Source organism: Streptomyces marincola (assembly GCF_020410765.1).
GTDB lineage: Bacteria > Actinomycetota > Actinomycetes > Streptomycetales > Streptomycetaceae > Streptomyces > Streptomyces marincola.
This window is the reverse complement of sequence record NZ_CP084541.1, coordinates 5,441,951-5,466,362: the sequence shown is the minus strand read 5'-3', so window position 1 is coordinate 5,466,362 and position 24,412 is coordinate 5,441,951. Positions and strand designations below refer to the sequence as shown.

The window sequence follows — 24,412 nt, the reverse complement described above, 5'->3', positions numbered from 1 at the left end:
CGCCCAGCCCCCGGGGCCGCTCGCGCGGGCGGCCCCGGGGACGGCGGGGGTCAGCCGGCGGCGGTGAGGCGTTCGATCGCCTCGTCGACGGGCAGCTCCTCGCGCTCGCCGGTGCGCCGGTCCTTCAGCTCGACGCGGCCGTCGGGCGCGGCGCGCCCCACGATGAGGATGGTGGGCACGCCGATCAGCTCCGCGTCGGCGAACTTCACGCCGGGCGAGAGGCCGGCCCTGTCGTCGACGAGGACCCGCAGGCCCGCCGCGCCCAGCCGCTCCGCGACATCCCGCGCCAGCTCCGTCTGCACGGCCTTGCCCGCGGCCACGACGTGCACGTCGGCGGGCGCGATCTCCTTGGGCCAGCACAGGCCGCGGTCGTCGGCGGTCTGCTCGGCGAGAGCGGCGACGGCGCGGGAGACGCCGATGCCGTAGGAGCCCATGGTGACGCGGACGGGCTTGCCCTCGCGGCCGAGGACGTCGAGGGCGAAGGCGTCGGTGTACTTGCGGCCGAGCTGGAAGATGTGACCGATCTCGATGCCGCGTTCGAGGCTGAGCCCCGCGCCGCAGGACGGGCAGGGGTCGCCCGGCTCCACGACCACCACATCGAGGTAGCGGTCGACCTCGAAGTCCCGGCCGCACACCACGTTGCGCGCGTGGGTGTCGGGCCGGTTGGCGCCGGTGATCCACGCCGTGCCGGGCGCGACCCGCGGGTCCGCGATGTAGGGGAACGCCTTGCCCGCCATGCCCTGCGGGCCGACGTAGCCGCGGACGAGGTCGGGGCGGGTGGCGAAGTCCTCGGCGGTGACGACCTCGACGACGGCGGGCGCGAGGTGCTCGGCGAGCTTGCCGAGGTCCACCTCGCGGTCGCCGGGCACGCCGACGGCCGTGATCTCGCCGTCGACCTTCACCAGCAGGTTCTTCAACGTGGCCGAGGCGGGCGCGCCGACGTGGGCGGCGAGCGTCTCGATCGTGGGGGTGTCCGGGGTGTCGAGCTCTTCGAGGGGCGGGTGGGCCGCGGGGTCGGCGGGGGGCACGGTGACCGTGACGGCCTCGGTGTTGGCCGCGTAGCCGCAGGCGGCGCAGGAGGCGAACGTGTCCTCGCCCGCGGCGGCGGGGGCCAGGAACTCCTCGGACGCCGAGCCGCCCATCGCGCCGGAAACGGCCGAGACGATCCGGTAGTCGAGGCCGAGCCGGGCGAAGATCCGGATGTACGCCTCGCGGTGCAGCCGGTAGGCGGTGGCCAGGCCCTCGTCGTCGGTGTCGAAGGAGTAGGAGTCCTTCATCTGGAACTCGCGGCCCCGCAGGATGCCCGACCTGGGCCTGGCCTCGTCCCGGTACTTGGTCTGGATCTGGTACAGGATGACCGGCAGGTCCTTGTACGAGGTGGCCTGGTCCTTCACCAGCTGGGTGAAGATCTCCTCGTGCGTGGGCCCGAGGAGGTAGTCGCCGCCCTTGCGGTCCCGGAGCCGGAACAGCAGGTCGCCGTACTCCTCGTAGCGGCCGGAGACCTCGTAGGGCTCCCGGGGGAGCAGCGCGGGCAGCAGGACCTCCTGCGCGCCGATGGCGTCCATCTCCTCGCGGACGACGCGGGCCACGTTGTCCAGCACCCGTTTGCCCAGTGGCAGCCAGCTCCAGAGGCCGGCGGCCGAACGCCGCACGTAGCCGGCGCGGACCAGCAACCGGTGGTTGAGGGTCTCGGCATCGGCGGGGGCCTCGCGCAGCGTCTTGAGCAGGGAGGCGGACAGGTACTGGACTCGGGCTGCCATGGGCGGGAGCCTAACCCCGCCGGGGCACCGGGCGCCAAACGGGTGGCTCACGCGTCACCTGCGCAGCGGTAGCGGGGCGCCCATGACGGCGTAGGGGCTCGACGCGGAGGGGAACATGACGCGGCGCGCGAGGTCGGTGTAGCCGAGCTTGCGGTACAGGGCGCGGGCGGGGCTCTCGGTGTCGATGGCCGAGAGGATCGAGCGGGGTTCCGCGGCCGTGTCGGTGAGGGAGGTGATGAGCGCGCGGCCTATGCCGCGCTGCTGGTAGGCGGGCAGGACGTGCAGTTCCGTGATGGTGAACGACTCGTCGAGCCACGCGTCGTTCCCGGCCCTGCGCAGGTAGGGCTCGACGACGCCCGACCACCACTGCGCGCGGTCGTTGGGCATGCCGTAGACGAAGCCCACGAGCCTGCCGCGCGCGTCGGTCGCGCCCAGGGCGCGCGCGCCGGGGCTCGCGATGTGGCGCAGAACGATGTGCCGGCGCACCCCGATCTCCTCCGCGCCGAGCCCGAAGGCCCGGGCCTGGACGGCGAGGGCGTCGTCGACTCTGGCCGCGAGGTCGAGGGGCGCGATGGCGACGGGGCCGGCGGCCGGGTCCCCGGCGGCGGATGCTGTCATGCGGGGAGGCTAACGCGCCCGGGCCGTCCCGTCGCGTCCTGGGCCGCGGATGGTCCGGCGGGCGCGGGCGCGGCGCCGCGTTCAGAACAGCACGCTCATCAGCGTCCCCGACCGGGTGAAGCCGAGGCGGCGGTACACGGCGAGGGCGGGCGCGTTGAAGTCGTTGACGTACAGGCTCACGACCGGCGAGGTCTCGGCGAGGGCGTGGGCGATGACGGTGGCGAGCCCGGCGGTGGCCAGTCCCCTGCCGCGGCGGTCGGGAGCGGTCCAGACGCCCTGGAGCTGGCACACATCGGGGGTGACGGCGCCGATCTCCGCCTTGAAGACGACGCGGCCGTCCTCGATCCGGGCGAAGCAGCGGCCGGTGCCCACCGTTTCTGCCACGCGGGACTGGTAGGCGAGGCCGCCGTCCTCGGCGCTGAGCGGGGAGATGCCGACCTCTTCGGTGAACATGGCGACCGCGGCCGGGAACACCAGGTCCATCTCGTCCTTGCGCACGCGCCGCACGAGGGGGTCGGGGGCGATGCCGGCGGGCGTCGCGCGCGTGGCCAGCAGGGGCTGGCGCGGGCGCAGCTCCCTCGCCGGGCCCCAGTGGGGTTCGAGGCGGGTCCACAGCCGCGCGGTCGCGCCGGCGGGGCCGACGAGCGAGGAGCAGCGGCGGCCCTGGCGCAGGGCGCGTTCCGCGAACGCGTCGACGGCCGCGGCGTCGGCGCGGACGGGCACGAGGTTGGCCCCGGCGTAGCACAGCGAGGCCAGCCGCCCGCCGCGGTAGTAGCCCCACATGTCGCCGCCGAGGTACGGGTGTTCGAGACCGGATTCGAGTACGCGCGCGGTCACGAAGGCGTTGGCCACCGGGTCCTCGTTGAGTACGGCGAGGGCGTCGCCGAGCGCGGAGGGGCGCAGGACGCGAACGGTTGGCGTGGTGAGCACGGGCAGGCGGCCTTGTGATCGGGGGACGTGGCTCGGCGGACGTGGCGGTGGACCGCACCCTACCCCGGGCACGGCCCACGCGGCGCGGTGGACCGTACCCGGGCAGCGGGCATCGCCCGGATCAGGACACCGTGACCTCGGGGGCGCCGGAGTGGACGCCGTCCTTCTCCATCTGCTCGGCGATCTTCATGGCCTCGTCGATGAGCGTCTCGACGATCTTGGACTCGGGAACGGTGCGGACGACCTCGCCCTTGACGAAGATCTGTCCCTTGCCGTTGCCCGAGGCGACGCCGAGGTCGGCCTCGCGGGCCTCGCCGGGACCGTTGACGACGCAGCCCATGACGGCGACGCGCAGCGGCACGTCCATGCCGGTGAGGCCCTCGGTGACCTCTTCCGCGAGCTTGTAGACGTCGACCTGGGCCCGGCCGCAGGAGGGGCAGGAGACGATTTCGAGGCCGCGCTGCCGCAGTCCGAGGGATTCGAGGATCTGCGTGCCGACCTTGACCTCCTCGACGGGCGGGGCCGACAGCGAGACGCGGATCGTGTCCCCGATGCCCTCGCTGAGGAGGGCGCCGAAGGCGACGGCGGACTTGATGGTGCCCTGGAACGCGGGCCCCGCCTCGGTGACGCCGAGGTGCAGCGGGTAGTCGCAGCGGGCGGCGAGCTGCCGGTAGGCGTTCACCATGATCACCGGGTCGTTGTGCTTGACGGAGATCTTGATGTCGCGGAAGCCGTGCTCCTCGAACAGCGAGCACTCCCACAGCGCGGACTCCACCAGCGCCTCGGGGGTGGCCCGGCCGTACTTGGCCAGCAGGCGGGGGTCGAGCGAGCCCGCGTTGACGCCGATCCGGATCGGGGTCCCGGCCTCACCGGCGACCCTGGCGATCTCGGCGACCTTGTCGTCGAACTTCTTGATGTTCCCCGGGTTGACGCGCACGGCGGCGCAGCCGGCGTCGATCGCGGCGAAGACGTACTTGGGCTGGAAGTGGATGTCCGCGATGACCGGAATGCCGGACTTCCGCGCGATGACGGGCAGGGCGTCCGCGTCGTCCTGCGTCGGCACGGCGACCCGGACGATCTGGCAGCCGGAGGCGGTCAGCTCGGCGATCTGCTGAAGGGTGGCGCCGATGTCGGAGGTGCGCGTCGTCGTCATGGACTGCACGGAGACCGGGGCGTCACCGCCTACGGCAACGGAACCGACCTGGATCTTGCGGCTCACGCGGCGGTCGGCCAGCTTGGCCGGCACGGACGGGATTCCCAGCGAAATGGCTGTCATTGGATCAGTGCAACCCTACGGTGTGGACGGGCGGGCTCCAGGAGTCGAGCTTAGGGCACATCAGCCGGTGAGCCGGACCGGACTGACGATGTCGGCGGCCAGCACCAGCAGGGTGAAGCAGATGAACACGCCGGCCACGACGTAGGCGACGGGCATCAGCTGCGCCACGTCGAACGGGCCCGGGTCGGGCCGTTTCCTGAGGCGGGCGAGCCTGCGGCGCAGGGACTCCCACAGGGCCCCGGCGATGTGCCCGCCGTCGAGCGGGAGCAGGGGCAGCATGTTGAACAGGAACAGCGAAAGGTTGAAACCCGCGACCAGGAAGAGGGCCGTGGCGACCTGCTGGCTCGCCGGGATGTCGAGGGTGAAGATCTCCCCGCCGACGCGGGCCGCGCCGACCACGCCCATCGGGGAGTCCTGCTCGCGCTCCGCGTTGCCGAGGGCGGCGTTCCACAGCCCCGGCACCTCCGACGGGATGTCGATGAGAGCCTCGACGCCGGTGGTCATGATGTCGCCCATGCGGTCCACGGCCTGCGGGAAGTCCTGCTTGACGATGCCGCTGGCCGGGGAGAAGCCGAGGAAGCCGGCCGTGACGTACTCGCCCTCGACGTAGCCGCCGTCGCCGTCGGTCCTGGCGACCTGGTTCTGGATGAGGTCGGCCCTCAGGTCCAGCGTGGCGCCGTCGCGTTCGACGGTGATCGTGGCCTCGCCCGTGGTGTCGCGGATGCGCTGCTGGAGAGTGCTCCACTCCTCGATGGGCTCGCCCTCGAACGCGACGATGACGTCCCCGGGCAGCAGCCCGGCCTCGGCCGCGGGGGCGGGCCGGTCGGTGTCCCGGCAGTCCCTCGGCTCCTCGCTCTGCGAGATCACGCACTCGGAGACGGTGGCGACCGTGGTGGTCTGGGTGTTGATGCCGAAGCCCATGAGCACGCCGAGGAAGATCACCACGGCGAGGATGAGGTTTTGCGCGGGCCCGGCGAACATCACGATGACGCGCTGCCAGGGCTTGCGGGTGTAGAACAGTCGCTTCTCGTCGCCCGGCTGCAACTCCTCGAAGGCGGCGGCGCGCGCGTCCTCGATCATGCCCCGGAACGGCGAGGTGGAGCGTTTCCTGAGCTTGCCGTCGTCGCCGGGCGGGAACATCCCGATCATGCGGATGTAGCCGCCGAGCGGGATGGCCTTGATGCCGAACTCGGTCTCCTTGCGCTTTCTGGACCAGATGGTCGGCCCGAATCCCACCATGAACTGCGGCACCCGGACGCCGAACATGCGCGCGGTCGAGAAGTGGCCCAGTTCGTGCCAGGCGATGGAGAACAGCAGGCCGATGACGAAGACGAGTATCCCGAGGATGAACATCAGGGCCGTCATGGTGTCGCCTCCGTCGTCGTCCGGCGGGCCGTCCCCGCCAGCTCCCGGGCGCGGCTTCGCGCCCTCGCCTCCGCTTCGAGGACGTCCCCGAGGGTCAGGGAGGTTCCGGAACCGTCACCGCCCTGTTCGTCGACCACCTGCGCGACGGTGTCCACGATGCCGGTGAACGGCAGCGTGCCGGCGAGGAACGCCTCGACGCACTCCTCGTTGGCCGCGTTGAACACGGCGGGCGCGATACCCCCGAGGCTACCGACCTTCCTGGCGAGCGGCACCGAGGGAAAGGCATCGGTGTCCAGCGGGAAGAACTCCCACGTGTGCGCCCGGGTCCAGTCGCAGGGCGGCGCGGCGCCCGCCACGCGGTCCGGCCAGCCGATGCCGAGCGAGATCGGCATGCGCATGTCCGGCGGCCCGGTCTGCGCCAGGGTCGAACCGTCCGTGAACTCGACCATCGAATGCACGTACGACTGCGGGTGGACGACCACCTCGATCCGCCCGAACGGGATGCCGAACAGCAGGTGCGCCTCGATCACTTCGAGCCCCTTGTTGACCAGGGTCGCGGAGTTGATCGTGACCATCGGGCCCATGTCCCACGTGGGATGCGCGAGCGCCTCGCGCGGGGTGACCGAGGCCAGCTCGGCCCGGCCCCGCCCGCGGAACGGCCCGCCGCTCGCGGTGACGATCAGGCGGGCGATCTCGCGCGGGGTGCCGCCGAGCAGCGCCTGGTAGAGCGCGGAGTGCTCGGAGTCCACGGGAATGATCTGCCCCGGTTCGGCCAGGCCGGTGACCAGCGGGCCGCCGACGATCAGCGACTCCTTGTTGGCCAGGGCGAGCACCCGGCCCGCCGAGAGCGCCGCGAGGGTGGGGGCGAGTCCGATCGAGCCGGTGATGCCGTTGAGCACGGTGTGGCACTCGCTCGCGGCGAGCTGCGAGGCCGCGTCGGGCCCGGCCAGGATCTCGGGCAGCGGCTGACCGACGCCGTACTGCGCCCGCAGCGCCTCGCGCAGGGCGATGGCCCGGTCCTCCCTGGCGATGGCCACGGTCCGCACCTGGAGGCGGTGCGCCTGGCCGGCCAGCCGGTCGAGCCGTTCCCCGGCGGCGGACAGGCCCGTCACCCGGAAGAGGTGCGGATTGCGGAGCACGATGTCGATGGCCTGCGTGCCGATCGACCCGGTGGACCCGAGGACGACGATCTCCCGCGGCCCCTCGGGCGGCGGCTCGGCGGGGAAACGCGCGTGCGGATCGGCGAGACAGGCGGGACTCACGGTCATCTCCCCATTGTCGCCCGCCCCGACCCCGCCCCCCGACCGGCCCCGCCCCTGGGGAACACGGCCGGGCCGGGCCGCGTTCCGCACCGGAACACGCCGCCTGTGAGCGGGCGTACGCGGTGCGCTATCGTAGCCGCGCGGCGGATGCCTCCCGCCGCGCCAGCGGATGGCATGGGGGGACCATGACCGACGGCACCGGGCCCGAGCCCGGCGAGGCCGATCTCCAGGTGCGCCCGGAGGAACTGACCCGTATCGGCGAAGCGGCACGCGGCCTGGGCGGCGACCTGGTCGGCAAGGGCCTGGGCGCATCGGACAGCAGTTACACGGCCGCGAGCACGCTTCTCGGTTCCGGGCTGGACAGCGGGGCCGGTCTTCGGCACACGATGGCGCGGTTCTTCCGCAAGACCATGGACTTGAAGGAAGACTGCGACCGCATCGACGAACACCTCACCGGCACGGTCAGATCGCACTCCGCCCTGGAACACGACCTGCTGGGCCAGCTGCGGACCGCGCGAGCGCCCGCCCTGCCCGCCGCCGGGGGCAACCCGGCGATCGACGCCCTGCTGAGGGAGTGAGCGGACGGCATGCCGACGTTCGAGGAGCTGGCCGAACTGAGCCTGGAGACCCTGGACCGGGCGGTCGAGGACTGGCGGCAGGCGAAGACCGACTTCGACACCATGGCCGACGAGGCCAGAACGGCCTTGCGGGGCAAGGCCGAGTCCGCCGACTGGCGGGGCGTCAACGCCGGAGTGACCAAGCGGTTCATCACGACCGTCGCGGACCGCTTCGGCTTCGCCCACGAGCAGGCCGCCGGTATCCACCGGGTCCTCGAAGACCTCGGCAACGACCTGCGCGCGCACCGCACCCGGCTCCTTGAGGTCCGGCAGGAGGCGGAGAGCCAGGGCCTGTTCGTGACGCGGAACGGCAGGGTCCTGGTCAACGGCGAGAGCCCGGTCGGCGGCACGGTGGAACCCCTCGCGCAGCAGGAGCTGAACGAGACCAGGGCCGAGTTGCAGCCGTTCATCGACGAGTACGCGGCCCGCATCGAGCGCATCCTCGCCGAGGCTGCCGAAACCGACGCCCTGGCGGACCGGGCCCTGCGGGAACTGGCCGGGGCGGAGGACAGCGCCTTCCGGGCGACCGATTACGACACGCAGACGATCGAGGAAGTGCAGGGCCGGGCCGACGCCGAGCGCGTGCAGGAACTCATGGCCATGGAACCGGCCGTGCTCAGCGACGACGAACTGGCGGAACTGGACCGGACGCTGCGCGACCAGGCCGAGAACGAGCACTTCGGTGTCGCGCTGGCGACGGGACTCGGGCCCGAGGGCGCGTTGCGCTTCTGGACGGGACTCACCGCCCACCCGTACCCGCCGGGCGACCAGGAGCGCACCGACCTGCTCACCTCCCTCGGGAACGGCTTCGGCGCCGCCCTCGGTACGGCGACGCGCAGCGACGACCCGGCCATGAGGGCCTGGGAGGCGGACATGATCGCGCTGGGGCCCCAGCGGATCGACCTGGGCATGAGCAACGGCCCGTTGGGGTTCCAGGTGATGAGCGACCTGATGGCCGGCGGGACGTACGGCGAGGAATTCCTCACCGACTACGGCGGCGCGCTGATCTCCTACGAACGGGCTATGGACGCGCCCGGGTCGGCGTGGAACAACTCGTCGATCAACCACCTCCCGCCCGAGGTCTTCGCCCGGGACCCGATGATCGGCTACATGGACGCCCTCAGCCGGACGCCCGCCGCCGCGACCGACGTCTTCCTGCGTCGCGACACCATGGAGTACCTGCTCGACCGCCCCGTCGACCACCTGCCCGTCGAGGCCGGCGACGGGGGCGGCTACGCGTTCCGGCTTGCGATCGGCGACGCCCTGTTCGCCGCGACCACGGGCCTGGAACCCGGCACGGCCGCGACGTCGGCTCCCGAGCACAGCCGGGAGAGCCGCATCGTCCTGAACAACGCGGTCAACGTCCTGGCGGCGGTCGGTGGCGACGGATTCCCGGTGGAATACCGCGAACCGCTGGCCGGCATCCTGGTCAACCGGGGCGACCTCGTCATCGACTCCGTCGCCGGCCTGCACAGCGAGCGCCCCATCGACCGGAACGAACTCTTCGACGTGGTCACCCAGATCTCGGCGGACCCGGCCTCCTACGCGCTCCTCAACGAGGGCATGAACTTCGCCCTGGTCCAGGAACTGGGCAGCATGCCCGACAATCCGGACCTGCCGCTGCTCAGGGCAGGAGAGACCGTCGGCTTCCTTGAGGGGGCGTATCGGGAGGCCCTGCGGGCCGAAGCGGCGGGCGAGATCGCGGGGGCGAGTTCCCGGGTCGACTGGGCCACCTACACCCTCGGCACCGCAGCCGACTTCGTCCCCTTCGTCGGCGGGGCGATAAGCGGTGCCGTCGACATGGTCGCCCAGTCCTGGCTGGAAGGCGAGGCGGCTGCCCGTGAAGATGAGCAGACACGGCAGAAGCAGGACATCAGCGATAGTCGCGACAGGCACCTGGAAGCGCTCGCGAATCACTGGATCACGTTGAACGAAGACTGGGCCGGGCAGTCCGATAGCCACAACTCGTCCGCCGAGGTGTATGCCGAGTTGCGCACGGCCGCGAATCTGGGGCTCAGTACCGGAGAAGGAGACTCGAACAGCGGATGATCACCTATTACTCCTTCTTCCGGAACGGTTCACCGATACTTCTGGCACTCACCGCTCTTCTGACCGCATGCGGCACCGACGAGACCAACTACGCCGTGCCCGACGAAATCTGCGACACACCGATCGCCCCAGATACACTGCAAGCGCTTCTACCTTCAGGCGAGCAACTGGAAGCCGCTCCCTCCTCGGTGTCGATCGTCATGACATGCGAGGTCAAAGTCGACGCAAAGCTACACATCGACATCACGGGATTCGCTGTCCTGGGAGCGAGGGACCCGTCCGAACACGCGCGTTCGCTCCGGCTGGAAAATCCGGTCGAGGAGAATTGGGGCCCGGACATCCCCGCCGTGCTGGCAGACGACGGCGCAGTGGTCTCCCTCCCCTGTGGAGCCGGAGACGGAACCGACGCCATGCTGGCGGAGATACACGTCTACGGCGACCACATGCCGGAAGACGAACGACGGGGCCGGGTCACCGACTTCACCCGCAGCTACGTGACCGGACTGGCCGAACAACTGAACTGCGACGCCCGACCAGCCACCACGGGTTCGCCATAACGGCTACCGAACGCCGTCCAGCGTCCACAGTGCCTCGCGCGGGGACCGCCACAGAGGATGAGCCGACCAGTCCGTAAAACATGCCTCGCCTCACGAGGCATGTTCCGCGAACGACACGTCCGCAGACCTGGGACGCAACACCTGAGAGGGAGAGTCGAACAACGAATGACCGCCTACCGGCCCTTCTCCCGAAACGGGGCACCAATACTTCTGGGACTCGCCGCTCTTCTCACCGCATGCAGCGGCGACGAATACAACTACACCGCCCCCAATGAGATCTGCGACACACCCATCGACCCCCAAGCACTGCAAGCAGTCCTTCCTCCGGGCGACGAAGTGGAAGCCACATCTCTTCCGTTGTCGATTACCGTGGCTTGCGAAATCAAAGTCGATTCGAGGCTTCAGATCGACATCAGGGGATTGGCCCTTTCGGGAGCGAGGGACCCGTCCGAGCGCGCGGCCACGTTTCGGATGGAAAATTCAGTCGAGGAAAACTGGGGCCCGGACTTCCCCGCCGTACTCGCAGACGATGGCGCAGTGGTCTCCCTCCCCTGCGGGACCGGAGGCAGAACCGACGCCCTACTGACGGAAATACACCTCTACAGCGACCACATGCCGGAGGACGAACGACGGGACCGGGCCACCGACTTCACCCGCAGCTACGTGACCGGACTGGCCGAACAACTGAACTGCGACGCCCGACCAGCCACCACGGGTTCGCCATAACGGCTACCGAACGCCGTCCAGCGTCCACAGTGCCTCGCGCGGGGACCGCCACAGAGGATGAGCCGACCAGTCCGTAAAACATGCCTCGCCTCACGAGGCATGTTCCGCGAACGACACGTCCGCAGACCTGGGACGCAACATCTGAGAGGGAGAGCCGAACAACGAATGACCGCCTACCGACCCTTCTCCCGAAACGGGGCACCAATACTTCTGGGACTCGCCGCTCTTCTCACCGCATGCAGCGACGAGGAGACCAACTACGCCGTCCCCGACCGCATCTGCGACACATCCATCGCTCCCCAAACCCTACAAGCCCTACTACCTCCGGGAAACGAGTTCGAAGCTGCTCCCGTCTCGAAGTCGGCCACCGTGACCTGCGAAGTCAGGATCGACTCAACGCTCCACATCGACATTATTGGATACGCCGTCGTCGGTGCGCTCGATCCTTCCGAGCACGCCCGTGGACTCCGGCTGGAAGATCCGGTCGAGGAGATTTGGGGCCCGGACATCCCCGCCGTGCTGGCAGACGACGGCGCAGTGTTCTCCCTCCCCTGCGGAGCCGGAGACGGAACCGACGCCATGCTGGCGGAGATACACGTCTACGGCGACCACATGCCGGAGGACGAACGACGCGAGCGGGTCACCGACTTCACCCGCAGCTACGTGACCGGACTGGCCGAACAACTGGACTGCGACGCCCGACCGGCCGCCCCGGCCTCGCAATAGGGGCTGCCCAGTGCCATGCAGGCGCCCGCGACGCCTCGCGCGGGGACCACGGCCTGGAATGGGCAGACCAGTCGAAGGTCACGCCTCGTTTGACGAAGCGCACCCCGCGAATGATACGGCCCTGGCCCTTGGGCGCAGCACCGCAGAGGGAGACCCGAACAACGAATGACCACCCACCGATCCTTCTCCCGAAACAGTGCACTGATACTTCTGGCACTCAGCGCCTTTCTTACCGCATGCGCTGACGACAAACCCAACTACACCGCACCCGATCACATCTGTGACACGCCCATCGACCCCGCAGCGCTGCGCGCGCTTCTCCCCTCAGGTGAAAAACTGGAGGCCGCCCCAGTCCCGGGCGTGGCAACAACCTGCGAGGTCAGGGTCGACTCGAGATTCTACATCGACATCACGGGCTACGCCGTCGTCGGAGCACTGGACCCCGTCGAGCACGCGCGTACGCTCCAGCTGGAGAACACGATTGAGGAGAATTGGGGCCCGGGCATCCCCGCCGTGCTGGCAGACGACGGCGCAGTGTTCTCCCTCCCCTGCGGAGCCGGAGACGGAACCGACGCCGTGCTGGTGCAGATACATCTCTACGGCGACCACGTACCGGAGGACGAACGGCGCGAACGGATCACCGACTTCACCCGCAGCTACGTGACCGGACTAGCCGAACAGCTCGACTGCGACGCCCGACCGACCTCGCCGAGCCCCACAAGGTAGCCCCGCGCGCCGCACAGCACCCGCAGCATCACGCCCGGACCACCACACGTCGCGCCGTGCACTGACGGATTCCGATCGTCTCCAGATCATGAAGCGCTCCAACAGCCGCACTCCGGGAAAGGTCAACTGCCCCGAGGGCTCACTTGCTGGAACGTGCGCCGCCACCTATACGGCCGCGAATCTGGGGCAGAGCACCGAAGGGAGACCCGAACAACGGATGGCCGCCTACCGACCCACTTACCGGAAAGGGATACCGATACTCCTTGCATGCGCCGCCCTTCTCATCGCATGCGGTGGTGCGGAATACCGGTACACCGTTCCCGAGGAGATGTGCGGGGCTTCTGTACATGCTGAGGCGCTGCGCGGGCTGCTGCCGCCGGGTGACGTGATCGACGCGGCTCCGCGGGACATCCGCAGCGCGAAGACGTGCGACGTGACCGTCGACGACGAGGTGCAGATCAGTGTCACAGGCTACAGCTCCGATGAGACGGAAGACGCCCTGACATACGCACGGTCGAATGAATTTCCCGAGCCGGAGGAAGTCGAGCTGATCGATGGCGGCTCGGGCGCCGTGTGGGTGGACGGCGCGGTGGCCGCCTGGTCATGTCGCGATCCCTCGACGTATGACAGCTACACGCACGTGCTCGCGGTCATCCACGTGCCCGGCGACCATGCCGAAGGAGATGAACGGCGGGAGCGGGTCGCCGACTTTGCCCGGAGTTACGTGGCCGGGCTGGCCGCGAAGCTGGACTGCGACGTCTGACCGGCGCCCCGTGGGCGCGTGCGGCACCTGCCGTTCACCGGAGTTTCCTTCAAGGACACTTTCTCCTTCTTGTGCGACATGGCAGATTTCGGTCGCGTCAAGCGGTATGTGCGACTGAACAGCCGATGCACGAAGGGGAGTTCATGTCCCTCGACTTTCACTTCCGGTCACGCCGCGGCGTGCTGCTCGGGGCCGCAGCGGCGGGTGCCGGGATCGCGTTCGGGGCCGCGGGGCAGGCCACCGCGAGGCCCCGGGGCATACCCCCGGTGCTGGTCACCGAGCAGGCCGGCCGGCGACTGCTGCTGCTCGATCCGCGCGTGAGCGTGTGGGACCCGGCCGCCGAGCCGTCCGTCGTGCGGTGGGCGTTCTCCCCGCTGGGGGACGCCCGTTACCGCGACCTGGTGCCCGAGACCAGCTGGGTGTACCCGGATGAGGCCAAGGTGCGGCGGTACCGGGGCCGGACCTTCGTGCTGACCACGGCATCGTTCGGTTTCGCCGCCGTCGTCGAGTACCCGTCGGGCCGGCGGTACTGGGCCGGCGGCCTCGGCGCCGGCGACGACCTGTTCAACCCGCACTCCGCCGAGATCCTGCCGGACGGGAACGTCGCGGTCGCGTGCAGCACCGGTGCGCTGGTGCGGCTGTTCGCCGCGTCGCTGGGGCCGCACGCCGGGCGTTACGTGGACGCCGAGCTGAAGGGCGCGCACGGACTGCACTGGGACGACGCGCGTGAGGTGCTGTGGGCCGTGGGCGACGACGAGTTGGTCGCCTACGAGGTGGCGGGGCGGCGGGTGCGTCCCACGCTGCGGCAGCGGTTCGCGGTGCCGCTGCCCGTGGCCACCCCCGGGCGGACGGCCGGCGGGCACGACCTCTTCCCCGTGCTGGGCCGGCCGGGGCGGCTGTGGGTGACGACGAACGCCGCGGTCTTCCAGTACGACATCGCGCGTCGCGTCTTCGTGCGGGACTTCCCCGGCGCCGAGGAGATCTCGCGCAGTTCCGTGAAGGCCGTGGGGGACGATCCGCGCACGGGGCGGGTCCTTTCCAACGCGCCCGAGCCGGGGCTTGAGAAGACGTGGTGGACCACGACCGTGGACCTGCACCGGCCCACCGACAGCCGGAAGCTGGTCGACGGCGGTATCTACAAGGCGCGTTGGTGGCTCCCGCGCTAGAAGCCGCTCAGGGCGGGGGCCTTCGGGGCGGTGCGACCGGATGCCCCCGCGCGGCCCGGCGCGCACGCGCGCATCACGGGCGGGAGGAGCGGTAGCGGGCGGCCTTGGCCTGGTTGCCGCAGGTCTTCATGCTGCACCAGCGACGCCGACGGCCGCGGGAGGAGTCGATGAAGAACCAGCCGCACCGGTCGCAGGCGCGCACGCCCTGCGGGGGCGGGTCGAGCGCGAGCGCGACGCCGTTCAGCGCCACGACCGCGAGAGCCCCCCGCGGGCCGCGGGGTCTTGCGGACCCGTCGGCATGAACGGTCAGGTCGGTGACGGAACGCCGGGCGGTGTCGAGCAGGCCCGCGAAGGCATCGGCGGGGATCGTCCGCCCCTCCCTGTGCGCGTCGAAGACCGTCCACAGCAGCGCCCGTAGCGTGCGGGCCTCGGCCAGGGCGGCCTCGGTCGCACTGCCGCGGGGGCTTTCCGGCAGGAGGCCCGCCCGGGCGAGCCAGGCGGCGAATGTGTCGGGGCCGGTGAACAGGTCGGCGCCTGGTTCGGGCCAGCGGCGGTAGACGGTGTTGGCGAAATCGAGCGCCAGGTTCCCGGCGACGAAGTGGTCCTCGCCCCACGCGGTGGCGGTCGTCATGGCCGTCGGCGCCTCGTGGCGGGCCGGGCGCGCCTGCCCTCGCCCGCGTTCTCCGTCCATCGGTCGCTGCCCGTCGCCGGTGCGGCCGTCGGGGCCGGCCCGGTCATACGGCGGACCTCGCGCGTTCGCGTGCGTCGCGGGCGAAGGCGACGAGCAGGTCGGCGACCTCGGCGGCGTGGGTCTCCAGCAGGAAGTGCCCGCCGTCGAAGATGTGCGCCTGGAGCGTGGTCAGCGCCCGGTGGTACGCGAGGACTTCGGCGATGTCGAAGGCAGGGTCGTGGCGCCCCCACAGCACCATGCACGGCGGTTGCCACGTGGCGTGGTAGTCGGCGATCTCCCCGAAGCGGGCGACGTGGTTGCGGTAGTCCTGGAAGAACCGGAAGTACACCTCGGTGCGGCCCGGCCGCGCCAGGTGCTCCCAGTCCAGATGCCACGACTCCGGCGCATGCAGCTCCGCGACCTCCTCGGGCAGCCCTCCGAGGTAGGTGTCCCTGGTGCCCTCGAACGTCAGCCACTCCGGCAGCGCGGCCCTGTTCTCCTCGGTCGGATCGGCCCAGAAGCGCCGGGCCGAGTCCCACGCCCGGCCCAGGCCGGCGTCGTGCGCGTTGCCGTTCTGCACCACAAGACCCAGCACCCGCTCCGGGTGGCGGGTGGCCATGGAGTAGCCCACCGGCGTGCTGTAGTCCGTCACGAACAGCACGTACCTGCGCACACCGAGGTCGTCGAGCAGAGCCTCGATCACATGGGAGAGCCCTTGGTAGACGCACGCGTACTCCTCCGGCGGGTCATCGGAGAACCCGAACCCGGGAAGGTCCGGCGCGACCGCGTAGGCGTGCTCGCCCAGGACCGGGAGCACCTCGCGGAAGGAGTACGACGAGCTGGGGGCTCCGTGCAGCAGGACGACCGCGGTCGACGACGGCGTCCCCGCTTCGCGGTAGTGCACCCGCAGCCCCTCCACTCGGCGGTCGCGGTGCCTCGTCCTGGCTGAGTGCTTCACGGCGGACTCCTCCTCGCTCACTGCCGACGGCCTCGGCGGACCTCGATAGTAACCGCTCTAGACGCTTATAACAGTTATCAACGGAGGCTGGGAGTCCGTGCCGGCAGGACGGGGTGGTGGAGTCGACGCACGCGCGCCCGCCGGGGCCGTGACGAGCGCGGCCCCGGTCATCGGGCTCGGGGCATGACCGCCAGGACGGCACCTCGGGGCCGACCTGGCCTCACCCGATGCCGCGGCGCAGATCCGGGTGGGAGGAAGGGCCCTCGACCGGTGGCGCGATCCACGGGCCGGGCGTCGAGGGGTCGTGGATGCCCTCCTCAAGCCAGGCGTAGTCGCCCGCCAGGACGCCGCCCGCCAGCGCGGCGTCGGCGGCGTCCGCGTTGTGCCACAGGTTGTGGAAGAGGTCGTCGACGCGCAGCCGCGCCTGCCGGCAGAACGTGTCGGCCAGGTGGTACGCCTCCTTCCCGTGGTCCTCGTGGGAGCGGAGGCGTTCGGCGTGGACGCAGGCGGCCGACATCGCGAAGAGCTCAGCTCCGATGTCGACGACGCGCCCGAGGAAGATCTGCTTGCTCTCCAACCGCCCCTGCCACCGCGACATCCCCATGAAGGTGGCGCGGGCGAGGCGGCGCGAGGAGCGTTCGGCGAACCGCAGGTGGGCGGCCAGGTTGGGGTGCCTGGACACGTGGAAGTCGCCGTAGGCCAGCGGCAGATGGCCGCGCCCGGTGGCCAGGGTGGGCAGCCAGCGGGCGTAGAAGGCGCCGGCGGCCGTGGCGGATTTGCGTTTCTGGGTGAACGAGGAGTGGGGGTCGATGAGGCCGCCGGCGACCTTCAGGTGGGCGTCGACCGCCTCGCGGGCGATCAGCAGGCGCATCATCTCGGTCGAGCCCTCGAAGATCCTGTTGCCGCGCAGGTCGCGCAGCATCTGCTCGGCCGGGACCCCGCGCTCGCCGCGCGCCGCGAGCGACGCCGCCGTTTCGTAGCCGCGCCCGCCGCGGATCTGGACGAGTTCGTCGGCGACGCGCCACGTCATCTCGCTGCCGAACAGCTTGGCGAGCGCCGCCTCGATGCGGATGTCGTGGCGGCCCTCGTCCGCGAGTTCGCCGGACAGTTCGACGATGGCTTCGAGCGCGAAGACCGTGGCGGCGATGAACGACAGCTTGGCGCCGACCGCCTCGTGCCTGCCGACCGGCCGGCCCCACTGCTCGCGTTCCGCCGACCACTCGCGGGCCGTCTTCAGGCACCACTTGCCGGCGCCGAGGCACAGCGCGGGCAGGGCGAGCCGGCCGGTGTTCAGCGTGGTCAGGGCGATCTTGAGGCCGGCCCCCTCGTCGCCGACGCGGTGGGCGACGGGCACGCGCACCCGGTGCAGGCGGGTGACGCCGTTCTCGATGCCGCGCAGCCCCATGAAGGCGTTGCGCCGCTCCACCGTGACGCCAGGCGCGCCCGCCTCGACGACGAACGCGGTGATGCCGCGGCCGGGGACGGCCGCGAGCACGAGGAGGAGTTCGGCGACGACGCCGTTGGTGGTCCACAGTTTCACGCCGTCGAGCACGTAGTGGTCGCCCTCGCGCACCGCGGTCGTGGCGACGCGGGCCGGGTCGGAGCCGACGTCCGGCTCGGTCAGCAGGAACGCGGAGATCGCGCCGCGCGCGCAGCGCGGCAGGAAGGTCCTGCGCTGCTCCTCGGTGCCGAACAGCTTCAGCGGCTGCGGGACCCCGATGGACTGGTGGGCGGACAGCAGCGCGCCGACGGCGGGGCTCGCGGTGCCGGCCAGCGCCAGGGCGCGGTGGTAGTGCACGTGGTCGAGGCCGAGGCCGCCGTACTCCTCGGGGATGTTCATGCCGAACGCGCCGAGTTCCCGCAGGCCGGTGACCACCGCGTCGGGGATGCGCGCCTCGCGCTCGATCGCGGCGCCGTCGATCCGTTCGCAGAACGCGCGGAGCCGGCCGAGAAAGCGTTCGCCGCGGTGGGTGGGCGGCCCGGCCGGCTCGGGTCGCGGGTGAATGAGATCGACGCGCAGCCGGCCGAGGAAAAGTTCCTTGGCGAAGCTCGGCTTGCGCCATTCCTGTTGCCGGGCGGCCTCGGCGACCCGGCGGGCTTCCCTTTCGGAGACGGTCATGTTCACACACCTCGTCCCGATGAGCACTACTGGTGCGTACGTACCCGTTTCCGACCGTCTGAAAGCGTCTGCGCGCCCGGAGTTGAAGCGCTTCGACACATGTATGGACACGCGCCGTCATGAGGTCTAAGGTCAACGCGATTACATAGACAGCCGCTGTCGAAGCGCTTCACTACATTCCTCTTGGGAGAGCAGATGGTCACTCTCGCCGAGGTCGCCCGGCATGCCGGGGTCTCCGCCAGTACGGTGAGTTACGTCCTCAGCGGCAAACGGACCATCTCCATGAGGACCAGGGAACGCGTCGAGAAATCCATCAGGGAACTCGGCTACCACCCCAACGCGGGCGCCCGGGCGCTCGCGAGCAGCAAGTCGAACATCATCGCCCTCATGATGCCGCTGCGTATCGACACCTATGTGCCGGTCATGGTGGAGATCGCCATCGCCGTGGCCACCACGGCCCGCGAACGCGGCCTCGACGTCCTGCTGCTGACGGGCCAGGAAGGGCCGGAGGCGATGCGGCGGGTGGTCGGCAGCGGCCTGGCCGACGCGATGATCCTGATGGACGTCGAGCTTGAGGACGCCAGGCTGCCCCTGGTCCGCGAGGCCGGGCGGCCCGCAGCGCTCATCGGCCTGCCCGCCGACCCCAGCGGCCTGACTTGCGTGGACCTGGACTTCGCCGCGACCGGCCGGCTGTGCGCCGAGCACCTGGCCGGGCTCGGGCACCGGGACATCGCGGTGGTCGGCGAGGCCGCGGCCGTGTACGAACGGCGCACCGGGTTCGCCGAACGCACGCTCCAGGGCGTGCGCGAACGCGCCGCCGAGCTGGGCGTGCGCGTGCTGCACCGGCCGTGCGACGGCAGCTACGAGTCGACGGCGGGCACGCTGGCCCGCATCTTCGACGAACGGCCCGCCACCACCGCGATGATCGTGCAGAACGAGGCGGCCATCGGCCCGCTGCTCAGCCTGCTGCGGCAGCAGGGGCGCGCCGTTCCCGAGGACATCTCGGTGGTCGCGGTGTGCCCCGAGCCGGTGGCCACCCAGCAGTCGGTCGCGCTGACCTCGGTGGCCATCCCCGCCCACGAGATGGGGCGGCGCGCGGTCGAGCTGGTGATGGACGGGGCCGGAGCGGTGAGCGAGTTGCTTCCCCCGCAGTTGACCGTCCGGGCGAGCACGGGACCCGCCCCCACCCCGACAGGAGCGCCGTGAACGACTCCTCCGCCGTTTCCCTCGCCCAGTCCTCCCCCACCGTCGGGACGTTCTCCGACAGCGCCGGCGCGCTGGAGTGGAGCGGCCGGCAGGAGGCGCTGCGGGTCGAGCCCTGGGGCCGGGACGGCCTGCGGGTGCGCGCCCGCCTCGGCGGGCCCGTGCTCGAAGGGCTGCCGGGCGCCCTGGCCGAGAACCCCGAGATCCCCGAGAACCCCGAGAACCCCGAGAACGCGGAGCCGGCCGTGGTCGAGATCTCCGCCCGGGTGGCGACGCTGACCTGCGGCGCGATCACCGCCGAGGTGAGCGCGGAGGGGCAGGTCAGGTTCCTGCGCACCGAGGACGGCGGCGAGTTGCTGGCCGAGGAGCGCGCGCACTTCTGGTGGCCGGGCCCGCGGCTCTACACGCCCACGGGCAACGGCCACCACCGGCTCGAACAGCGGTTCGCCGCGTATCCGGGGGAACGGCTCTACGGTCTCGGGCAGCACCAGCACGGGCTGCTGGACCAGAAGGGCGCCGTCATCGACCTCGTGCAGCGCAACGCCGAGGTGACGATACCCGTGCTGACGTCGAGCCGCGGCTACACGCTGCTGTGGAACAACCCGGCCATCGGCCGCGTGGAGCTGGCGCACAACGGCACCCGGTGGGTGGCGGACAGCGCGCGGCAGATCGACTACTGGATCACGGCGGGCCCGCCGGCGCAGGCGCAGCGCCGGTACACGGCGGTCACGGGCCGTGCGCCGATGCTGCCGGAATGGGCGGCCGGGTTCTGGCAGTGCAAGCTGCGCTACCGCACGCAGGAGGAACTGCTGGGCGTGGCCCGCGAGTACAAGCGGCGCGGGCTGCCGCTCTCGGCGATCGTGTGCGACTTCTTCCACTGGACGCACCTGGGCGAGTGGAAGTTCGACCCGGCCGAGTGGCCCGACCCGGCGGCCATGGTGCGGGAGTTGTCCGAACTCGGCGTCCAGCTGGTGGTCTCGGTGTGGCCCTCGGTGTCGCCGCTGAGCGAGAACCACGCGCCGATGGAGCAGCGCGGCCTGTTCATCGGCACGGAGTACGGGCCGATGGCGCACGCGGACTGGCCGGACAAGGAGGTCGCCGAGCCGGTGCAGGTGGCGTTCTACGACGCGACCAACCCGGCGGCGCGGGACTTCGTGTGGTCCCGGGTGCGGGAGAACTACGTGGAGCCGTACGGCATCACGGCGTTCTGGCTGGACGCGTGCGAGCCGGAGCTGAAGCCCGGTTTCGCGGCGAACCTGCGGTACCACGCCGGTCCCGGGCTTGAGGTGGGGAACCTGTACCCGCGTGAGAACGCCAGGGCGTTCGACGAGGGCCTGCGGGCGGCCGGGGTGGCGGCGGACGGCGTGATCACGCTGAACCGGTCGGCGTGGGCGGGCAGTCAGCGGCACGGGGCGGCGCTGTGGTCCGGTGACATCGGCACCGACTTCGCCACGCTGCGGCGGCAGATCGCGGCGGGGCTGAACACGGCGCTGTCCGGGATTCCGTGGTGGAACACCGACATCGGGGGCTTCCACGGCGGCGACCCGGACGACCCGGAGTACCGGGAGGTGCTGGTGCGCTGGTTCCAGTTCGGCGCGCTGTCGCCGCTGATGCGCCTGCACGGCTTCCGCGAGCCGGGGATGCCGCTCGGGCCCGGGATGACCGGCGGCCCCAACGAGGTGTGGTCCTTCGGCGCCGAGGCCGGCCGGGTGCTTGAGTGGTACCTGGGGCTGCGGGAGCGGTTGCGCCCTTATGTGCTGGCGCAGATGCGGACCGCGCACGAGGAGGGGCTGCCGCCGATGCGTCCGCTGTTCCTTGAGTTCCCCGGCGACGCGGAGGCGTGGGACGTCGCGGACTCCTACCTGTTCGGGCCCGATCTGCTGGTGGCGCCGGTGCTTGAGGCGGGGGCGCGCGAGCGCGCGGTGTACCTGCCCGCGGGGGCGCGGTGGACCGACGCGTGGACGGGCACCGAGTACGCGGGGGGCGCGCGGGTGGTGGTGCCGGCGCCGCTTGACCGCATTCCGCTGTTCCTGCGCGACGGCGCGCGACTGCCGGTCACCGGCTGAACGACTCCGCCGGCCACCCGCCCCGTGCAGGGCGGCGGGTGGGCGGCGGACCACGCGCCACCGCGCGCGCCGACGCCCGCGAGCCGTGCGGCTCGCGGGCGTCGGCGTCTTTGCGGTCAGCTCTCGCTGACGCGGAAGTCGTGGGTGACGAATTCCAGACCGCCGGCCGACGAGGTGATCTCGTAGCCGAACTGCACGTCGCCGATGACCGTGTCCTGGCTCATCCAGCCCCGCTCCGTGATCCAGTCGAGCACGGGCAGGATGTCGACCTCGCCCCGCGTGGAGTCGCCGTGGCGCAGGAACGAGTAGACGTTGTTGGCGCCGTTGCTGCCGCGGTAGACGTCCCAGGTGTGGCCGCCCACGGTGGCCTCGCCGACGGACGTGCCGAGCGGGCCGACCGGGCCCGTCCAGTTCATCCACAGCATGATCTCGTGGTCGTAGTTCTCGTCCCACACGTCGAACGTGGTGTTGTGCGCGCCGCCGCTGGGGACGGTGACGTCGTAGGTCGCGCTGAGCGAGCCGATGTCGCCGATGGGTTCGTCGACGATCCACTTGGCGTTCGGGTAGGACTTGATGCCGCCGGTGTTCGGGTGGTCGGCGGTCACGGACCACTGGGATCCGGAGTCGGCGGCGATGCACTGGCTGCCGGCGCCCGAGCCCCAGATGTTGTTGTAGACGATGTAGCCGTCGCCGGGCTCCCAGTTGCCCCACTGGTCGCAGGACTCCCAGGTGGCGGCGGCGTTCGCGGTGCCGGCGGTGAGTCCGACGCCGGTGACCGCGGCGGTGGTCAGGGCGGCGGAGGCGAGGACGCGTCGTCGGATGTGTCGTCGCATGGACGACTCCCTTCGGTGTGGGGGGTGAGAACGGCCGCGCCGTGGCGTTCCAGGGCGATGGCGTCCCGGTGGGCGCGGCCGGTGAGCAGGTCGGTGTGGGGGGTGTGCAGGGGGACGGTGACCCGCTCGGGTCCGTGGTTGAGGAGGAAGAGGTGTCCGCCGCGCCGCACGGCCTCCACGCCCGCGGGTGCCTCGGGCAGGACCGGTGCGAGGCCGGCCTCGTCCGCGGCGCGGGCCAGCAGCGCGGCGAGCGCGGGGCGTTCCGGCAGCGTGGAGACGTACCAGGCGCGGCCGCGGCCGTGGGCGTGCCGGGTGAGCGCGGGCCGGCCGGCCAGCTCGCCCTCGGCGTAGGCGGCGACGACCTCGGCGCCCGCGGGTTCGAGGTCCTCGCTCCAGATGCTGCCCGTGGTGCCGTCGGTGAGGGCGACGGTCCCACCGGGCGGCAGCGGCCACCACTCGTGCAGCGTCGCGAGGCCGAGCACCTCGCGCAGCCGGGCGTCGATGCCGCCCTCGCGGATGCGGTCGTCGGTGTCGGCGACGCCGGTGAAGAAGCCGCACACGAGGGTGCCGCCGCCGCGGACGTAGGCGGCCAGGCCGTCGAGCGCGGCGTCGCTGAGGAGGTAGAGCTGCGGGACGACCACCATGCGGTAGCCGGTGAGCTCGGTCTCCGGGTGGGCGAAGTCGGTGGTCAGGTTCTGCTGCCACAGGGCCTGGTGCCAGGCGGCGAGCAGCTGCGGGTAGCGCATCTCGGCGGAGGGGCGCCCCGGCTGCTCGGCGGCCCACCACGCGGACCAGTCGTGCAGGATCGCGATGTCCGCGGTGACGTGGCTGCCGAGGACGGGGGTGAGGTCGCGCAGCTGGGCGCCGAGCTCGCGGATGTGCCCGAACGTGCGGGAGCCCTCGCCGGCGTGCGGCAGCATCGCCGAGTGGAACTTCTCGCTGCCCTGCCGGGAGGCCCGCCACTGGAAGAAGCAGACGGCGTCCGCGCCGCGCGCGACGGCCTGGAGCGACCACAGGCGCATCACGCCCGCGGGCTTGGGACCGTTGACCGGGCGGAAGTTGACGGCGGACGCGGCCTGCTCCATGAGCATCCAGGGGCCGCCGGCCTGGGACCTGGTGAGGTCCTGGACGAGCGCGCCGTGCGCGGGTCCCGCCGGGTCGTCGGGGGCGGCGGCCGGGTCCGGGTAGACGTCGACGGAGACGACGTCCTCCTCGGCGGCCCAGCGCCAGCCGTCCTGCCCGGCGAACAGCGGCATGAAGTTGGTCGTGACGGGGATGCCCGGGCTGTGCGCCGCGACGATGTCGCGTTCCGCGGTGAAGCATTCGAGCAGCGCGTCGCTGGTGAAGCGGCGGAAGTCCAGTGCCTGGGAGGGGTTGATGAGGTACTGGGCGCGGCGCGGCGGCAGCACCTCCTCCCAGGAGTCGTAGCGCTGGCTCCAGAACGCCGTGCCCCACGCGGCGTTCAGGGCGTCGAGGTCGCCGTACCGGTCGCGCAGCCAGGCGCGGAAGTGGCGGGCGCTCACGTCGCAGTAGCAGGTGGTGCCGTACTCGTTGTTGATGTGCCACATGCGCAGGCCCGGGTGGCCGCCGTAGCGGCGGGCGAGGTCGTCGGCGATGGCGGCGGCGTGCTCGCGGTAGACCGGTGAGGAGGCGCAGAACTGGTTGCGCGCTCCGTACCAGACCACCGTGCCGTTCTCGTCCCGCGGCAGAGTCTCGGGGTGGCGGGCCCCGAGCCAGGGCGGCGGGGAGGCGGTGGGCGTGGCCAGGCACACGCCGATGCCGTTCTCGTGGAGCAGGTCGAGCACGCGGTCGAGCCAGCCGAAGTCGCGCGCCCCCGGTCTCGGCTCCAGCGTGGCCCACGAGAACACACCGACGGTGGCGAGGTTGACACCGGCCTCCCGCATCAGCCGGACGTCGTCCTGCCACACCTCGGGTGGCCACTGCTCGGGGTTGTAGTCGCCCCCGAACAGCAGCTTCCCCCGGGTGGCGTCGTGCAGCGCGGCCATGGTCGTCTCCTCCTGT

Annotated in this window: 21 protein-coding genes; 10 read left to right on the top strand and 11 right to left on the bottom strand. The window is 71.3% G+C overall.

What is annotated here, in order from left to right; all coding sequences use genetic code 11:
- Nucleotides 1-50: 50 nt before the first annotated feature.
- The 6 genes from LC193_RS24165 to dxr form a co-directional block, all read right to left on the bottom strand.
- Nucleotides 51-1,760: a proline--tRNA ligase gene (locus LC193_RS24165; protein ID WP_226077418.1), complete on the bottom strand. Its 1,710-nt coding sequence runs from the start codon at nucleotides 1,758-1,760 to the stop codon at nucleotides 51-53.
- Nucleotides 1,761-1,814: 54 nt separating this feature from the next.
- Entirely contained in the window at nucleotides 1,815-2,378 is a 564-nt protein-coding gene (locus LC193_RS24160) for a GNAT family N-acetyltransferase (RefSeq protein ID WP_226077416.1), read from the bottom strand.
- Between the two features lie 81 nt (nucleotides 2,379-2,459).
- Complete coding sequence (locus LC193_RS24155; RefSeq protein ID WP_226077414.1) at nucleotides 2,460-3,308, bottom strand: GNAT family N-acetyltransferase; 849 nt, start codon at nucleotides 3,306-3,308, stop codon at nucleotides 2,460-2,462.
- Nucleotides 3,309-3,429: 121 nt separating this feature from the next.
- A complete protein-coding gene (gene ispG / locus LC193_RS24150; protein WP_086157709.1) occupies nucleotides 3,430-4,584 on the bottom strand; it encodes a flavodoxin-dependent (E)-4-hydroxy-3-methylbut-2-enyl-diphosphate synthase in 1,155 nt (384 codons plus the stop codon).
- A 60-nt stretch (nucleotides 4,585-4,644) separates the two neighbouring features.
- Entirely contained in the window at nucleotides 4,645-5,949 is a 1,305-nt protein-coding gene (locus LC193_RS24145) for a M50 family metallopeptidase (RefSeq protein WP_226077412.1), read from the bottom strand.
- On the bottom strand, nucleotides 5,946-7,217 hold the full coding sequence (gene dxr, locus LC193_RS24140) for a 1-deoxy-D-xylulose-5-phosphate reductoisomerase (protein WP_226077410.1): 1,272 nt from the start codon (nucleotides 7,215-7,217) through the stop codon (nucleotides 5,946-5,948). The genes LC193_RS24145 and dxr overlap by 4 nt, the downstream gene beginning before the upstream one ends.
- 179 nt (nucleotides 7,218-7,396) lie before the next feature.
- On the opposite strand from dxr, the gene LC193_RS24135 reads away from it, so the two are divergent.
- The 8 genes from LC193_RS24135 to LC193_RS24100 all read left to right on the top strand — a co-directional run bounded on the left by LC193_RS24135 (nucleotide 7,397) and on the right by LC193_RS24100 (nucleotide 14,541).
- Nucleotides 7,397-7,789, top strand: coding sequence for a hypothetical protein (locus tag LC193_RS24135; RefSeq protein ID WP_226077408.1), 393 nt, complete (start codon nucleotides 7,397-7,399; stop codon nucleotides 7,787-7,789).
- Between the two features lie 9 nt (nucleotides 7,790-7,798).
- Nucleotides 7,799-9,877, top strand: a complete 2,079-nt coding sequence (locus tag LC193_RS24130) for a hypothetical protein (RefSeq protein WP_226077406.1) — start codon at nucleotides 7,799-7,801, stop codon at nucleotides 9,875-9,877.
- Nucleotides 9,874-10,434, top strand: coding sequence for a hypothetical protein (locus LC193_RS24125; protein WP_226077404.1), 561 nt, complete (start codon nucleotides 9,874-9,876; stop codon nucleotides 10,432-10,434). The genes LC193_RS24130 and LC193_RS24125 overlap by 4 nt, the downstream gene beginning before the upstream one ends.
- 165 nt (nucleotides 10,435-10,599) lie before the next feature.
- Nucleotides 10,600-11,160, top strand: a complete 561-nt coding sequence (locus tag LC193_RS24120; protein WP_226077402.1) for a hypothetical protein — start codon at nucleotides 10,600-10,602, stop codon at nucleotides 11,158-11,160.
- Nucleotides 11,161-11,325: 165 nt separating this feature from the next.
- Nucleotides 11,326-11,886, top strand: coding sequence for a hypothetical protein (locus LC193_RS24115; protein ID WP_226077400.1), 561 nt, complete (start codon nucleotides 11,326-11,328; stop codon nucleotides 11,884-11,886).
- Between the two features lie 165 nt (nucleotides 11,887-12,051).
- A complete protein-coding gene (locus tag LC193_RS24110) occupies nucleotides 12,052-12,612 on the top strand; it encodes a hypothetical protein (protein WP_226077398.1) in 561 nt (186 codons plus the stop codon).
- 88 nt (nucleotides 12,613-12,700) lie between these two features.
- Nucleotides 12,701-13,375, top strand: a complete 675-nt coding sequence (locus tag LC193_RS24105) for a hypothetical protein (RefSeq protein WP_226077396.1) — start codon at nucleotides 12,701-12,703, stop codon at nucleotides 13,373-13,375.
- A gap of 143 nt (nucleotides 13,376-13,518) precedes the next feature.
- Nucleotides 13,519-14,541, top strand: coding sequence for a DUF6528 family protein (locus LC193_RS24100; protein ID WP_226077394.1), 1,023 nt, complete (start codon nucleotides 13,519-13,521; stop codon nucleotides 14,539-14,541).
- A 73-nt stretch (nucleotides 14,542-14,614) separates the two neighbouring features.
- On the opposite strand, the gene LC193_RS24095 is transcribed toward LC193_RS24100, so the two are convergent.
- From LC193_RS24095 to LC193_RS24085, 3 genes are all read right to left on the bottom strand, one after another.
- Complete coding sequence (locus LC193_RS24095; protein WP_226077393.1) at nucleotides 14,615-15,172, bottom strand: CGNR zinc finger domain-containing protein; 558 nt, start codon at nucleotides 15,170-15,172, stop codon at nucleotides 14,615-14,617.
- Between the two features lie 103 nt (nucleotides 15,173-15,275).
- Nucleotides 15,276-16,169: an alpha/beta fold hydrolase gene (locus tag LC193_RS24090; RefSeq protein WP_226077392.1), complete on the bottom strand. Its 894-nt coding sequence runs from the start codon at nucleotides 16,167-16,169 to the stop codon at nucleotides 15,276-15,278.
- A 220-nt stretch (nucleotides 16,170-16,389) separates the two neighbouring features.
- Complete coding sequence (locus LC193_RS24085; protein WP_226077391.1) at nucleotides 16,390-18,288, bottom strand: acyl-CoA dehydrogenase family protein; 1,899 nt, start codon at nucleotides 18,286-18,288, stop codon at nucleotides 16,390-16,392.
- A gap of 195 nt (nucleotides 18,289-18,483) precedes the next feature.
- On the opposite strand from LC193_RS24085, the gene LC193_RS24080 reads away from it, so the two are divergent.
- Both LC193_RS24080 and LC193_RS24075 read left to right on the top strand, forming a co-directional pair.
- Nucleotides 18,484-19,494: a LacI family DNA-binding transcriptional regulator gene (locus LC193_RS24080; protein ID WP_226077390.1), complete on the top strand. Its 1,011-nt coding sequence runs from the start codon at nucleotides 18,484-18,486 to the stop codon at nucleotides 19,492-19,494.
- Nucleotides 19,491-21,557 carry a glycoside hydrolase family 31 protein gene (locus tag LC193_RS24075; protein WP_226077389.1) on the top strand — a complete coding sequence of 689 codons (2,067 nt, stop codon included), beginning with the start codon at nucleotides 19,491-19,493 and terminating at the stop codon, nucleotides 21,555-21,557. Before LC193_RS24080 ends, LC193_RS24075 begins: the two co-directional genes overlap by 4 nt.
- Nucleotides 21,558-21,673: 116 nt before the next feature.
- Here the strand turns inward: LC193_RS24075 and LC193_RS24070 are convergent, their stop codons facing one another.
- Together LC193_RS24070 and LC193_RS24065 are read right to left on the bottom strand one after the other, a co-directional pair.
- Nucleotides 21,674-22,390: a GH12 family glycosyl hydrolase domain-containing protein gene (locus LC193_RS24070; RefSeq protein ID WP_226077388.1), complete on the bottom strand. Its 717-nt coding sequence runs from the start codon at nucleotides 22,388-22,390 to the stop codon at nucleotides 21,674-21,676.
- Nucleotides 22,345-24,396 carry a beta-galactosidase gene (locus LC193_RS24065; RefSeq protein ID WP_226077387.1) on the bottom strand — a complete coding sequence of 684 codons (2,052 nt, stop codon included), beginning with the start codon at nucleotides 24,394-24,396 and terminating at the stop codon, nucleotides 22,345-22,347. Before LC193_RS24065 ends, LC193_RS24070 begins: the two co-directional genes overlap by 46 nt.
- Nucleotides 24,397-24,412 lie beyond the last annotated feature (16 nt).